We start from the raw sequence: 12,751 nt of genomic DNA, 5'->3' as shown, positions 1-12,751 counted from the left end.
GAGCACCACCATGTCGATCGACGTCAACAACGAGTCCGGAACCGAGGTCGACGAGCAGGCGATCCTCGACATCGCCCGCTACGCGCTCGCGCGGATGCGCATCCACCCGCTCTCCGAGCTGTCGGTGATCGTCGTGGACGCCGACGCCATGGAGCAGCTGCACATCCAGTGGATGGACCTGCCGGGGCCGACGGACGTCATGTCCTTCCCGATGGACGAGCTGCGTCCGCCGTCGAAGGACGACGACGAGCCCCCGCAGGGACTGCTCGGCGACATCGTGCTGTGCCCCGAGGTCGCGAAGAAGCAGGGGGAGGAAGCGCCGACGCGGCACTCCATGAACGAGGAGCTCCAGCTGCTCACCGTCCACGGCGTGCTGCACCTGCTGGGCTACGACCACGAGGAGCCCGACGAGAAGGCCGAGATGTTCGGCCTCCAGGCGGCCATCGTGGACGGCTGGCGCGCGGAGAAGGGCCACACCGGCCCGTCCCCGGCCCCGACCGTGTCATGAGCCTTCCCCTCGTCGCCGGTGCCGTCGCCCTGGTCGTCGTGGCGTGGCTCGCCGCCTGCGCGGAGGCGGGCCTCGCGCGCGTCTCCAGTTTCCGTGCCGAGGAGGCCGTCCGCTCCGGGCGGCGCGGCAGCGCGAAGCTGGCGCAGGTCGCGGCCGACCCGACCCGCTACCTCAACGTGGCGCTGCTGGTCCGCGTGGTCTGCGAGATGGCGGCGGCCGCACTGGTCACCCACGCCTGCCTGAAGACGATCGACGGCACGACGCCCGCGCTGCTGGCCGCGATCGGCGTGATGGTCCTGGTGTCGTACGTCGCGGTGGGCGTCTCCCCGCGCACCATCGGCCGCCAGCACCCGCTGAACACGGCGACGGCGGCCGCGTACGTGCTGCTGCCGCTGGCGCGGATCATGGGCCCGATCCCGTCGCTGCTGATCCTCATCGGCAACGCGCTCACGCCGGGCAAGGGCTTCCGGCGCGGCCCGTTCGCCTCCGAGGCGGAGCTGCGCGCGCTGGTCGACCTCGCGGAGAAGGAGTCGCTGATCGAGGACGACGAGCGCCGGATGGTGCACTCGGTCTTCGAGCTGGGCGACACGCTCGTGCGCGAGGTCATGGTGCCCAGGACCGATCTCGTCGTCATCGAGCGGTACAAGACGATCCGTCAGGCCCTCACCCTGGCACTGCGCTCCGGCTTCTCGCGGATACCCGTCACCGGGGAGAGCGAGGACGACATCGTCGGGATCGTGTACCTCAAGGACCTGGTCCGCAGGACGCACATCAGCCGGGACTCGGAGAGCGACCTGGTGTCGACGGCGATGCGGCCCGCCGCGTTCGTCCCCGACACCAAGAACGCCGGCGACCTGCTGCGCGAGATGCAGCAGGAGCGCAACCACGTCGCCGTGGTCATCGACGAGTACGGCGGCACCGCGGGCATCGTCACCATCGAGGACATCCTCGAGGAGATCGTCGGGGAGATCACCGACGAGTACGACCGCGAGCTCCCGCCCGTGGAGGAACTGGGCGAGGACCGCTACCGGGTCACCGCGCGCCTCGACATCACGGACCTCGGCGAGCTGTACGGCCTGGAGGAGTACGACGACGAGGACGTGGAGACCGTCGGCGGACTGCTCGCGAAGGCGCTGGGCCGGGTGCCGATCGCCGGTGCCTCCTCGACCGTCGACCTGCCCGACGGCCGTGCCCTGCGGCTGACCGCGGAGGCCGCCGCCGGCCGCCGGAACAAGATCGTGACGGTGCTGGTGGAGCCGGTGGACCCGCCGGGGGACGAGGAGGCGGCGTGACCCCGGGGGAGCTGCGCGACCTCTGCCTGTCGTTCGAGGCGGTGGTGGAGGACTTCCCGTTCCGTCCGGAGATCTCGGTCTTCAAGGTCGGGGGCAGGCTCTTCGCGCTGACGAGCCTGGACGCGAAGCCCCTGAAGGTGAACCTCAAGTGCGACCCGGAGGACGCGATCCGGCTGCGCGGGGAGCACCCCGGCCTGATCGCCCCGGGCCATCACATGAACAAGCGGCACTGGAACACGGTGACCGTCGACGGCGGCCTCCCGGACCGGGTGGTCCGGGAGCTGGTCGAGGACTCCTACGACCTGGTGGTGGCCGGTCTGCCGCGTGCGGAGCGGCTCCGCCTCGACCGGCCCTGAGACACCCCGACCCTGGGCGTCCGCCGCGCCGGCCTGTTCGTATGCTCGGGGCATGACCGACATCAACGCGCTTGGTCCCGAGGACCGCAAGATCGTCACCCTGGCCCGTTCGGCGCGGGCCCGCAACGGTGTGGCCGAGGGGGCCGCCGTACGGGACGAGACGGGACGCACCTACGTCGCCGGGACGGTGGACCTGCCGTCGCTGAAGCTGAGCGCGGTGCAGACGGCGGTGGCGATGGCGGTGGCGTCGGGGGCCGAGTCGCTGGAGGCGGCGGCGGTGGTGACGTCCGCGGAGGGCGCCGCCGCGGCGGACCTGGCCGCGGTGGGGGACCTGGGCGGGCCGGGGACACCGTTGCTGGTGGCCGCGCCCGACGGGACGGTGCGGCTCAGCGTCCTGGCCGGCTGAGGCACACGTCCGCGGCGGTTGCGGGCCGCCGCCCGGACGGCGCGTCCGGCTCACCGGATTCCGGCGGGCGCACCCCGACCGGACCGGGGGCCGGTCAGAGCGCGTCGGGGCCGCGCTCGCCGGTCCGGACCCGCACGACCGTCTCGACCGGCACGGCCCACACCTTTCCGTCGCCGATCTTCCCCGTCTGCGCGGCCCTGACGATCGCGTCGATGACGGCCTCGGAGTCCGCGTCCTCGACGACGACCTCGATCCGGACCTTCGGGACGAGGTCGACCTGGTACTCGGCCCCGCGGTACACCTCGGTGTGGCCGCGCTGCCGGCCGTAGCCGCTCGCCTCGGTGACGGTCAGACCGTGCACGCCCAGTTCCTGGAGAGCGGTCTTGACCTCGTCGAGACGGTACGGCTTCACGATCGCGGTGATGAGCTTCATGCCTGGGGCTTGACCTTCTGAGCGGAGGGGACGGAGGACGCGCCGACCGGGGCGCCGTGGCCGAGGACGCCGTGATCGTATGCGGTCTCGGCGTGCACCGTAAGGTCCAGGCCGGTGTGCTCGTGCTCCTCGTCGGCCCGCAGCCCCAGCGTCCGGTGGAGCACCCGGGCGATGCCGTACGTGACGAGGAAGGCGTACCCGCCGACGGCGAGGACGGCCACGAGCTGCTTGCCGAGCTGGGCGAGGCCGCCGCCGTCGAGCAGGCCCCGGGGGCCGCCGGTCATCGACTCGACGGCGAAGACGCCGATGAGGAGGGTGCCGATGATCCCGCCGACCAGGTGGACACCGACCACGTCGAGGGAGTCGTCGTAGTCGAACCGGAACTTCCAGCTCACGGCGTAGGAGCAGACGACGCCGGCGGCGAGGCCGACGACCAGGGCGCCGAGCAGGGAGACCGAGCCGCAGGACGGGGTGATGGCGACCAGGCCCGCGACGGCGCCGGAGGCCGCGCCCAGGGTCGTGGGGTGCCCGTCGCGCTTCTGCTCGACGAACAGCCAGCCCAGCAGGCCGGTGCAGCCGGCGGCCAGCGTGTTGAGGAAGGCGGCGGCCGCCAGACCGTTCGCGCCGAGGGCGGAGCCCGCGTTGAAGCCGAACCAGCCGAACCAGAGCAGGCCCGCGCCCAGGACGACCATGGGGAGGTTGTGCGGACGCATGGCGTCCTTCTTGAAGCCGAGGCGCGGGCCGAGGACCAGGCACAGGGCCAGGCCGGAGGCGCCCGAGGTGATCTCCACGGGGAGGCCGCCGGCGAAGTCGAGCGCTCCGAGGCGGCTCAGGATCCAGCCGTCCGGGCCCCACACCCAGTGCGCGACGGGAACGTATACGAGGAGCGCCCAGAGGGGCACGAAGACCAGCCAGGCCCCGAACTTCGCGCGGTCCGCGATCGCGCCGCTGATCAGGGCGGCCGTGATGATCGCGAACGTGAGCTGGAAGGTGGCGAACAGCAGGGTCGGCACGGTGCCCTGCACGCTGTCCGGGCCGAGACCGGCCATCCCGGCGTGCTCCAGGGTGCCGATGAGGCCGCCGCCGGCGTCGGGTCCGAAGGCGAGGGAGTATCCGGCGGCCAGCCACACCACGGTGACCAGTGCGATCGACACGAAGCTCATCATCAGCATGTTGAGGACGCTCTTCGTGCGGACCATGCCGCCGTAGAACAGGGCGAGGCCCGGTGTCATCAGCAGGACGAGGGCGGTGGCGGCGAGCAGCCAGGCGGTGTCGCCGGTGTCGATCCGGGCGGCGGCGAGGGTCACGGTCGTCTCCAACGGTGCGGGGGCTCGTCAGAGGGTCACGGGCACGCGTTTCCGGGCGTGTACGGGTGTGTTTCCGCGAGGTTTCATTGCCCGCGGGTTTCCGGACGCTCACGTCCGGGGGCGCTCTCGGGCGGTTGTACGGCAGGGCTTCGTGGATCAGGGAGAATGGGCGGCATGAGCGTTCGTACCCAGTCATCCGAACAGCCGGCCGAGGCCGCCCACCGGGCCGGTTTCGCCTGTTTCGTCGGCCGCCCCAACGCGGGCAAGTCCACCCTCACGAACGCTCTGGTCGGGAAGAAGGTGGCGATCACCTCCAACCGTCCGCAGACCACCCGGCACACGGTGCGGGGCATCGTGCACCGGCCGGACGCGCAGCTGATCCTCGTGGACACCCCGGGGCTCCACAAGCCGCGCACCCTGCTGGGCGAGCGGCTCAACGACGTCGTGCGCACCACCTGGGCCGAGGTCGACGTCATCGGCTTCTGCCTGCCGGCCAACGAGAAGCTGGGCCCCGGCGACCGGTTCATCGCCAAGGAGCTGGCCGGGATCAAGCGGACGCCGAAGGTCGCGGTCGTGACGAAGACCGATCTCGTCGACTCCAAGGCGCTCGCCGAACAGCTGATCGCGATCGACCAGCTCGGCAGGGAACTGGGCATCGAGTGGGCCGAGATCGTGCCCGTCTCCGCCGTCGGCGACCAGCAGGTCGAGCTGCTCGCCGACCTGCTGATCCCGATGATGCCCGAGAGCCCGCCGCTCTACCCCGAGGGCGACCTGACGGACGAGCCGGAGCAGGTGATGGTCGCCGAGCTGATCCGCGAGGCGGCCCTGGAGGGCGTCCGCGACGAGCTGCCGCACTCCATCGCGGTGGTCGTGGAGGAGATGCTCCCGCGCGAGGACCGCCCCGCGGACAAGCCGCTCCTCGACATCCACGCGAACATCTACATCGAGCGCCCCAGCCAGAAGGGCATCATCATCGGCCCGAAGGGCAAGCGCCTGAAGGACGTCGGCATCAAGTCCCGCAAGCAGATCGAGGCACTCCTCGGGACGGCCGTCTTCCTGGACCTGCACGTGAAGGTCGCCAAGGACTGGCAGCGGGATCCGAAGCAGCTGCGCAAGCTGGGGTTCTAGGGGTTCCGGGGCGGTCAGGGCTCGCGAGGCGTCCGGGACGTCCGGGCGCTGCCGGGGCGGGCCCTCGTCACCTCTGGGCCCGCAGGACGTCCCGCAGCCAGTGGTAGGAGGCCTTGGGGGTGCGCTTCAGCGCGCCGGGGTCGGAGAAGTCCACGTGGACCAGGCCGAAGCGGCGTTCGTAGCCCTGCGCCCACTCGAAGTTGTCCAGCAGCGACCACACGAAGTAGCCGCGCACGTCCACGCCCGCCTCCATCGCCCGGTGCAGGGCGCGCAGGTGACCGTCGAGGTAGGCGATGCGGTCCTGGTCGTCGACGCCGGGACAACTGCACCCGTTCTCGGTGATGACGACCGGCGGGAGGCGGTCGCCGTAGCGTCCGGCGAAGCCGGTCAGGAGTTCGGTCAGGCCCTCGGGCACCACGGGCCAGCCGAAGTCGGTGACCGGGACGCCCTCGATCTGCCGGACGGTGAAGGGGAGTCCCGCCGGGATGCGGACGCCGCCGAACTCGATCTCGGTGCCCTGCGGGGCGCCGACGCGGGTGGGGGCGTAGTAGTTGACGCCGTAGAAGTCGAGGGGTTCGGCGATGACCTTCAGGTCGGCCGCCACGTCACCCGGCATCGACTCGCCCAGCCCCTCGGGGTATTCGCCGAGCAGGAGGGGGTCCGCGAAGAGCCGGTTCAGCAGGACGTCGTAGAAGGCGGCGGCCTCCTGGTCGGCGGGTTCCCGGGAGGCGGGCCACGTGGGGCCGTGGGAGTTGGCGATGCCGACGTCCCGGGCGCCCGCCGCCCGCAGTGCCCGGACGGCCAGGCCGTGGGCGAGGAGCTGGTGGTGGGCGACCGGCAGCGCGTCGAACATCAGCTGCCGGCCGGGGGCGTGGGTGCCCAGGGCATGGCCCAGCAGGGTGTGTTCGGCGGGCTCGTTGAGGGTGATCCACCGGTGGACGCGGTCACCGAGGCGGTCCGCGACCAGGGAGACGTACGCGGCGAAGCGGTGCGCGGTGTCCCGTTCCAGCCAGTCCAGCCGGGCCGGCAGGTCCCAGTGGAAGAGGGTCGGCACCGGGCGCACGCCGGCCGCCAGCAGCTCGTCCACCAGCCGGTCGTAGAAGTCGAGGCCGCCGGGGGAGTTCACCCGCGGCCAGGAGATCGAGAAGCGGTACGCGTTCACGCCCAGGCCGGACAGGAGCGCCACGTCCTCGGTGTGGCGGTGGTAGTGGTCGCAGGCCACCGCGGCCGTGGAGCCGTCCGCGACCCGTCCCGGTCCGGCCGTGAAGACGTCCCACACGGACGCCTCGCGCGTGTCCGCCGCGCCCTCGATCTGGTGGGCGGAGGTCGAGACACCCCACAGGAAGCCGGCCGGGAACCGGGGGATCGGGTGCGTCGTCCCGTGCGTGTCGGTCGCCATGGGCGCGATCATCCGTACCGCCGGCGACGGAAGTCAACGCCCGCGCGGGAAACGGCTGTTACGCACCCTCCTTCAGCACGCGCGAGATCAGCTCGCGCTGCTCCGGGGTGAGCCGGGGGTCGGCCGCGTACACCGTCGCGCCGTCCACCGTGATCTCGTAGCCGAACCCGTCGGGGACCCCGGCCGGGCGGGACCGGTGGCCGTCCGTCAGCGCCTGCCCGGCCAGGGCCTCCCAGGCGCGAGCATCGGGCCGCCCCGAGGTGTCCACCTCGGCGGCGCGCTCGATGCCCGCGAAGCCGCCCGTGCGTCGTACGTGAATCCGCATGGGACGTGTCTAGTACGGATCTACGGGATCCGCACCCCCACCCGCTCCCACGCCTTCTCCACGGCCTGGAACTCCTCGCCGCCGTCGCCGAAGCGCTCGCGCGCGGCCTTCACGGTGAGCTTCGCGAAGTCGGTGAAGAACGCCCTCTCCGACAGCTCGCCGCCGGTCAGCACGTCGTACCAGATCTGGCCGGCCTTCTCCCAGGCGAAGCCGCCGAGGGCGGTGGCGGCCAGGTAGAACGCGTGGTTGGGGATGCCCGAGTTGATGTGGACGCCGCCGTTGTCGCGGCCGGTGCGCACGTAGTCGTCCATGGTCGCGGGCTGCGGGTCCTTGCCGAGCACGTCGTCGTCGTACGCGGTGCCGGGCGCCTTCATGGAGCGCAGGGCCCGACCGGACACGTCCGGGGCGAGCAGCTCGGCGCCGATCAGCCAGTCGGCCTCGGCGGCGGTCTGGCCCAGCGCGTACTGCTTGACGAGCACGCCGAAGACGTCGGACATCGACTCGTTGAGGGCGCCCGGCTGGCCGTAGTAGGTGAGGTTCGCCGTGTACTGGGTGACGCCGTGGGTGAGTTCGTGGCCGATCACGTCGAGGGAGCCGGTGAAGTCGAGGAAGATCTCGCCGTCGCCGTCGCCGAACACCATCTGCTCGCCGTTCCAGAAGGCGTTGTTGTAGTCCTCGTCGTAGTGGACGGTGGCGTTCAGGGGCAGGCCGTCGCCGTCGATCGAGTGGCGGCCGTACACCGTGAGGAAGTGCTCGAAGGTGGCGCCGAGACCGGCGTAGGCGCGGTTCACCGTGGCGTCCCGGCCCGGTTCCTCGCCCTCGCCGCGGACCTTGGTGCCGGGCAGCGCGGTGCCGTGCCCGGCGTCGTGGACCGTGCGCAGCGGCTGGTCCGAGGGTGCCTCGGCGGCCGGGGCGGTCGCGAGGCGGAACTCGCTGGTCACGCGGCGCCGCGCGCGCAGTTCGCTGTCGCGCAGCAGGGTGCGCCGAGCGGGTCCGGACCGTGCGGGGTCGTCGCTGCGCGCCAGGCGGTCGAGGACGTGGGGCGGTACGACGGTGCAGAAGACGGGCTCGAAGCCCCCGTGAGTCGTCATGTCCGGCACCTTCGCACCGTGTGACCGTGCTGTCACCACCTGCAACCATGATTGGTGAAATACGGTGACAAACGACCTCGATCCGCGCTCGCGAGTGGTATACGGCACTTTTTGCCCGATTGGTCCGCCCGGTCCCGCATACTGGAACGGCCCCGCGCGTCCCGTGGGGCTCGGCTAAAGTGCGGAGCACTATGCGTTTCGGGCTGCTTCTCCTTAGCTGCCGCGGCGAGGGCCTGTAGTCGAGGCCGACTCCCTCCCCGCGGAGCTTCGCGTTGCGTCGTCGGCCGTCCTTCCGGACATCCTGAGGAGCCCCGCATAGATGGCGAACCGCCAGCAGCCCAGCACCATGCCGATCCACAAGTACGGGCAGTACGAGCAGGTCGACATCCCCGACCGCACCTGGCCGGACCAGCGGATCACCGTCGCCCCCCGCTGGCTCTCCACGGACCTGCGCGACGGCAACCAGGCCCTGATCGACCCGATGTCGCCCGAGCGCAAGCGCCGGATGTTCGACCAGCTGGTCGCGATGGGCTACAAGGAGATCGAGGTCGGCTTCCCCGCCTCCGGCCAGACCGACTTCGACTTCGTGCGCTCGATCATCGAGGAAGAGGGCGCGATCCCGGACGACGTCACGATCTCCGTCCTGACCCAGGCCCGCGAGGACCTGATCGAGCGGACCGTGGAGTCCCTGAAGGGCGCCCGGCGCGCCACCGTCCACCTGTACAACGCGACCGCGCCGGTCTTCCGCCGGGTGGTGTTCCGCGGCTCCAAGGACGACATCAAGCAGATCGCCGTCGACGGCACCCGCCTGGTGATGGAGTACGCGGAGAAACTGCTGGGCCCCGAGACCGAGTTCGGCTACCAGTACAGCCCCGAGATCTTCACCGACACCGAGCTGGACTTCGCGCTGGAGGTCTGCGAGGCGGTGATGGACGTCTACCAGCCCGGCCCGGGCCGCGAGATCATCCTCAACCTGCCCGCCACCGTGGAGCGTTCGACCCCCTCCACGCACGCCGACCGCTTCGAGTGGATGAGCCGCAACATCTCCCGCCGCGAGCACGTCTGCATCTCGGTCCACCCGCACAACGACCGCGGCACCGCCGTCGCCGCCGCCGAACTGGCGCTGATGGCCGGCGCCGACCGCGTCGAGGGCTGCCTGTTCGGGCAGGGCGAGCGCACCGGCAACGTCGACCTGGTCACCCTGGGCATGAACCTGTTCTCGCAGGGCGTCGACCCGCAGATCGACTTCTCCGACATCGACGAGATCCGTCGTACGTGGGAGTACTGCAACCAGATGGAGGTCCACCCGCGCCACCCGTACGTGGGCGACCTGGTCTACACGTCCTTCTCCGGCTCCCACCAGGACGCCATCAAGAAGGGCTTCGACGCCATGGAGGCCGACGCGGCCGCCAAGGGCGTCACCGTCGACGACATCGAGTGGGCCGTCCCGTACCTGCCGATCGACCCGAAGGACGTCGGCCGCTCCTACGAGGCCGTCATCCGCGTCAACTCGCAGTCCGGCAAGGGCGGCATCGCCTACGTCCTGAAGAACGACCACAAGCTGGACCTGCCGCGCCGGATGCAGATCGAGTTCTCGAAGATCATCCAGGCCAAGACGGACGCCGAGGGCGGCGAGGTCACCGGCGGCGACATCTGGGCCACCTTCCAGGACGAGTACCTGCCCAACCCCGAGAACCCGTGGGGCCGCATCCAGGTGCGCAACGGCCAGTCGACCACCGACACCGACGGCGTGGACACCCTCACCGTGGACGCGGTCGTCGACGGCGAGGAGACCGTCCTGTCCGGCTCGGGCAACGGTCCGATCTCGGCCTTCTTCGACGCCCTGGAATCCATCGGCGTCGACGTACGCCTGCTGGACTACCAGGAGCACACGATGAGCGAGGGCGCCTCCGCGCAGGCCGCCTCGTACATCGAGTGCGCGATCGGCGACAAGGTCCTGTGGGGCATCGGCATCGACGCCAACACCACGCGTGCCTCGCTGAAGGCGGTCGTCTCCGCCGTCAACCGCGCGACGCGCTGATCATCCCCACGGGGAGTTCCGCAGCCCCGGCCGCCGTTCCCGGCGGCCGGGGCCGCGTCGTATATCGGCCATCCGTCCGTGGAGGTCACGGAAAGGTCTCGTCCCGGGTGCTGACTCCGCCTCGACGATGTGGCTAACATCACGAAAGCGCGCGGCGATGTTGCCACGCGGTTACGGAGGTGCGACGTGCTGCCAGAACGGGGACGAGACGGCCGTGCCACCGGGCTGGCCCGCGTGCTGGGCCACCGCACCGCCTGGACCCCCGTCGGGGACGGCGAGTTCTTCTGCCCCGGCTGCGGTGGCGACCGCAACTACCAGCGGCTCACCGGCCGACGCCGCTTCACCCTGCTGGGCGTACCCGTGCTGCCGCGCGGCGAGACCGGCCCCGTCGTCGAATGCGCCGCCTGCCGCCGCCACTTCGGCACCGACACCCTCGACCACCCCACCACCACCCGCTTCTCCGCGATGCTCCGCGACGCCGTCCACACCGTCGCCCTCGCGGTCCTCTCGGCCGGCGGCCCCTGCGCCCGTACGTCCCTGGAGACGGCCGCGGTCGCGGTGCGCGCGGCCGGCTTCCCGGACTGCACCCGCGAGCAGCTCGCCGCCCTCGTCGACGCCCTCGCCGCCGACACCGGCCGCGTCCACGGCGAACCCTGCACCCCCGGCCTGGCCATAGAGCTGCACGAGGCCCTCGGCCCGCTCGCCCCGCACCTCGCCCCCGTCGGCCGCGAGTCCCTCCTGCTCCAGGGCGCCCGCATCGCCCTCGCCGACGGCCCCTACACCCCCGCCGAACGCGAGGTCCTCGCCACCGTCGGCACGGCCCTCGCCCTCCGCGCGGACGACGTCACCCGGCTGCTGGCGGCGGCCCGGACGCCGTCCTGACGCTCCCGCGGGAGTGGCACGGCCCCGTCGGCCGCCCGCCCGGTCCGCAGGACGGCCCCGCACGCACCACGCCGGGCGACTCGTACGCACCACGCCGGGTGACTCGTACGCCACTCGAAGGGCTCACAGGGTGAGCGTCATGAGGAGGCGGTCCTCGCCGGGGCCGAAGTAGTCCGGTCGGGGTCCGCCGGGGTCGGGGGCGAAGCCCAGGGACCGGTACAGCGCGATCGCCGTGTCGTTGCGCGGCTCCACCGAGAGCGTGACGCCGTGCACGCCCCGGGTGCGGAGATGGGCGAGGATCCGCGTCATCAACTGCCGTCCGAGTCCCTGGCGTTGCAGCGGCGGGGAGATGCCGAGGCTGAGGATCCAGCTCCGCGCCGCGTCCGGCGGCGTCGACAGCACGTATCCGCCCAGGTCCTCGCCCATGTCCACGACGAACACGAAGTCCGGGAACGAGGCCAGCAGTTGGCGCAGCACGAAGTAGGGGTACGGGGCGGTCGGGAAGGCCTCCTCGTCGAGCCGGACGATGCGGGGGAGATCCTCCTCCGTGGCCGCTCTGATCACTGGGCGCCTTTCCTGGGACGCCTGGCCCACTGTCGAACCGGCGACCGACCGGGAACGATCTCGGGGAACACGGGGAAGAGGAGTCATGCAGTCCCCTTGTGAAGGATCGACGAAATGAATGGCGCGCGTGCTCGCTCTTGTCCGATATGCATACCCGACCGTCCATCATTGCCCGATGCACGCACTTCTTCAAGAGTGCGTCGCCCTGCTAGGCTGAACCAATGACCTCGGGACCGCCCACCGCCACCGAAAAGCTGAATGCCGATGTGCCCTGGGACGCCTTCGATCCCGATGAGTACATCAAGCGGAATTACCTGGAGATCCAGCCCGTGGACAGGGCGATCCTCACTCGGGTCCGAGATCACTTCAATGATCACTTCGAGAAGCACGGCGGTCGCGGCGGCGCCGGTATCGACGTGGGTGCGGGGCCCAACCTCTATCCGGCCCTGGCGATGCTCCCCTGGTGCGGCCGGATCACGCTCCTCGAGCGGTCCGAGCGGAACCTCGACTACCTCCGCGGCCAGCTCTCCGGCTACGACGCCCACTGGGACCAGTTCTGGGAGGTCCTCACGAGCGGCGCGCACGGCGAGGGCGCGGTTTACGCGGGCCTCGGCGCCGACCCCAGGGCGCACTTCCGGAAAGCGGTCCGCGCCCCCAGGCCCGGCAGTCTCTTCGACCTCTGCGGCGAAAAGCCCGCCTGGGACATCGGCACCATGTTCTTCGTCGCGGAATCCATCACCACCTCGCTCGAAGAATTCCGGCGGGGTGTGGGCTGTTTCATGAAGTCCCTGAAACCCGGCGCGCCTTTCGCCGCCGCTTTCATGGAACATTCCGAGGGCTATCGCGTGGGCGTGCAGGAGTTTCCCGCCCGCGATATCGACGAGGTGGAGGTGCGCACCGTTCTCGCCCCGTTCGCCGAAACGGACATGAAGGTCTTCTGCCTGGACAACCCGAAGCAACTGGTGCGCCACGGATACACCGGAATGATTCTGGCCTGCGGCCGGCGAAGGAAAAAGTGA

14 protein-coding genes are annotated in these 12,751 nt (G+C 70.9%); 8 read left to right on the top strand and 6 right to left on the bottom strand.

The annotated features are described in order from the left end of the window. Window positions 1–10 precede the first annotated feature (10 nt). Genes ybeY through ACH4N1_RS02325 form a run of 4 tightly spaced genes read left to right on the top strand, consistent with a single transcriptional unit; the run spans window position 11 to window position 2,562 of the window. Entirely contained in the window at window positions 11–508 is a 498-nt protein-coding gene (gene ybeY, locus ACH4N1_RS02340) for an rRNA maturation RNase YbeY (RefSeq protein ID WP_398093910.1), read from the top strand. Continuing rightward, complete coding sequence (locus ACH4N1_RS02335) at window positions 505–1,800, top strand: hemolysin family protein (protein WP_398093908.1); 1,296 nt, start codon at window positions 505–507, stop codon at window positions 1,798–1,800. The genes ybeY and ACH4N1_RS02335 overlap by 4 nt, the downstream gene beginning before the upstream one ends. Continuing rightward, the gene (locus ACH4N1_RS02330) at window positions 1,797–2,156 is read left to right on the top strand and encodes an MmcQ/YjbR family DNA-binding protein (RefSeq protein WP_398093906.1); all 360 of its coding nucleotides are present in this window, start codon (window positions 1,797–1,799) and stop codon (window positions 2,154–2,156) included. Before ACH4N1_RS02335 ends, ACH4N1_RS02330 begins: the two co-directional genes overlap by 4 nt. A gap of 52 nt (window positions 2,157–2,208) precedes the next feature. Further along, complete coding sequence (locus ACH4N1_RS02325; RefSeq protein ID WP_398093905.1) at window positions 2,209–2,562, top strand: cytidine deaminase; 354 nt, start codon at window positions 2,209–2,211, stop codon at window positions 2,560–2,562. Between the two features lie 94 nt (window positions 2,563–2,656). Here ACH4N1_RS02325 and ACH4N1_RS02320 read toward each other — a convergent pair whose 3' ends face one another. Continuing rightward, window positions 2,657–2,995, bottom strand: coding sequence for a P-II family nitrogen regulator (locus ACH4N1_RS02320; RefSeq protein ID WP_366057621.1), 339 nt, complete (start codon window positions 2,993–2,995; stop codon window positions 2,657–2,659). After that, window positions 2,992–4,302 carry an ammonium transporter gene (locus ACH4N1_RS02315; RefSeq protein WP_398093904.1) on the bottom strand — a complete coding sequence of 437 codons (1,311 nt, stop codon included), beginning with the start codon at window positions 4,300–4,302 and terminating at the stop codon, window positions 2,992–2,994. Before ACH4N1_RS02315 ends, ACH4N1_RS02320 begins: the two co-directional genes overlap by 4 nt. 174 nt (window positions 4,303–4,476) lie before the next feature. Here ACH4N1_RS02315 and era point away from each other — a divergent pair, with 174 nt between their 5' ends. Next, entirely contained in the window at window positions 4,477–5,430 is a 954-nt protein-coding gene (gene era, locus ACH4N1_RS02310; protein WP_366057623.1) for a GTPase Era, read from the top strand. A 67-nt stretch (window positions 5,431–5,497) separates the two neighbouring features. Here era and ACH4N1_RS02305 read toward each other — a convergent pair whose 3' ends face one another. Genes ACH4N1_RS02305 through ACH4N1_RS02295 form a run of 3 tightly spaced genes read right to left on the bottom strand, consistent with a single transcriptional unit; the run spans window position 5,498 to window position 8,245 of the window. Beyond that, window positions 5,498–6,841, bottom strand: coding sequence for a GH1 family beta-glucosidase (locus ACH4N1_RS02305; protein ID WP_398093903.1), 1,344 nt, complete (start codon window positions 6,839–6,841; stop codon window positions 5,498–5,500). A 46-nt stretch (window positions 6,842–6,887) separates the two neighbouring features. Further along, the gene (locus ACH4N1_RS02300; protein ID WP_398093902.1) at window positions 6,888–7,154 is read right to left on the bottom strand and encodes a protealysin inhibitor emfourin; all 267 of its coding nucleotides are present in this window, start codon (window positions 7,152–7,154) and stop codon (window positions 6,888–6,890) included. Between the two features lie 20 nt (window positions 7,155–7,174). Next, window positions 7,175–8,245 carry a M4 family metallopeptidase gene (locus tag ACH4N1_RS02295; RefSeq protein WP_398093901.1) on the bottom strand — a complete coding sequence of 357 codons (1,071 nt, stop codon included), beginning with the start codon at window positions 8,243–8,245 and terminating at the stop codon, window positions 7,175–7,177. A gap of 319 nt (window positions 8,246–8,564) precedes the next feature. On the opposite strand from ACH4N1_RS02295, the gene leuA reads away from it, so the two are divergent. After that, window positions 8,565–10,286, top strand: coding sequence for a 2-isopropylmalate synthase (leuA, locus tag ACH4N1_RS02290; RefSeq protein WP_398093899.1), 1,722 nt, complete (start codon window positions 8,565–8,567; stop codon window positions 10,284–10,286). Between the two features lie 186 nt (window positions 10,287–10,472). After that, on the top strand, window positions 10,473–11,168 hold the full coding sequence (locus ACH4N1_RS02285; RefSeq protein ID WP_382784894.1) for a TerB family tellurite resistance protein: 696 nt from the start codon (window positions 10,473–10,475) through the stop codon (window positions 11,166–11,168). A 123-nt stretch (window positions 11,169–11,291) separates the two neighbouring features. On the opposite strand, the gene ACH4N1_RS02280 is transcribed toward ACH4N1_RS02285, so the two are convergent. Continuing rightward, window positions 11,292–11,732: a GNAT family N-acetyltransferase gene (locus ACH4N1_RS02280; protein WP_398093898.1), complete on the bottom strand. Its 441-nt coding sequence runs from the start codon at window positions 11,730–11,732 to the stop codon at window positions 11,292–11,294. Window positions 11,733–11,953: 221 nt separating this feature from the next. Between ACH4N1_RS02280 and ACH4N1_RS02275 the strand changes: the two genes are divergently transcribed. Next, complete coding sequence (locus ACH4N1_RS02275; protein ID WP_398093897.1) at window positions 11,954–12,751, top strand: SCO2525 family SAM-dependent methyltransferase; 798 nt, start codon at window positions 11,954–11,956, stop codon at window positions 12,749–12,751.

It is taken from the genome of Streptomyces sp. NPDC017202, from assembly GCF_044331705.1.
GTDB lineage: Bacteria > Actinomycetota > Actinomycetes > Streptomycetales > Streptomycetaceae > Streptomyces.
Note: the sequence above shows the minus strand (reverse complement) of the source record. Positions and strands in the feature narration are given on the sequence as shown.

Bases quoted from the DNA above. Each gene is read 5' to 3' on its own strand.
- ACH4N1_RS02295 (WP_398093901.1), bottom strand. From the start codon at position 8,245: ATGACGACTCACGGGGGCTTCGAGCCCGTCTTCTGCACCGTCGTACCG.
- era (WP_366057623.1), top strand. From the start codon at position 4,477: ATGAGCGTTCGTACCCAGTCATCCGAACAGCCGGCCGAGGCCGCCCAC.
- ybeY (WP_398093910.1), top strand. From the start codon at position 11: ATGTCGATCGACGTCAACAACGAGTCCGGAACCGAGGTCGACGAGCAG.
- ACH4N1_RS02275 (WP_398093897.1), top strand. From the start codon at position 11,954: ATGACCTCGGGACCGCCCACCGCCACCGAAAAGCTGAATGCCGATGTG.
- leuA (WP_398093899.1), top strand. From the start codon at position 8,565: ATGGCGAACCGCCAGCAGCCCAGCACCATGCCGATCCACAAGTACGGG.
- ACH4N1_RS02320 (WP_366057621.1), bottom strand. From the start codon at position 2,995: ATGAAGCTCATCACCGCGATCGTGAAGCCGTACCGTCTCGACGAGGTC.
- ACH4N1_RS02325 (WP_398093905.1), top strand. From the start codon at position 2,209: ATGACCGACATCAACGCGCTTGGTCCCGAGGACCGCAAGATCGTCACC.
- ACH4N1_RS02335 (WP_398093908.1), top strand. From the start codon at position 505: ATGAGCCTTCCCCTCGTCGCCGGTGCCGTCGCCCTGGTCGTCGTGGCG.
- ACH4N1_RS02300 (WP_398093902.1), bottom strand. From the start codon at position 7,154: ATGCGGATTCACGTACGACGCACGGGCGGCTTCGCGGGCATCGAGCGC.
- ACH4N1_RS02305 (WP_398093903.1), bottom strand. From the start codon at position 6,841: ATGATCGCGCCCATGGCGACCGACACGCACGGGACGACGCACCCGATC.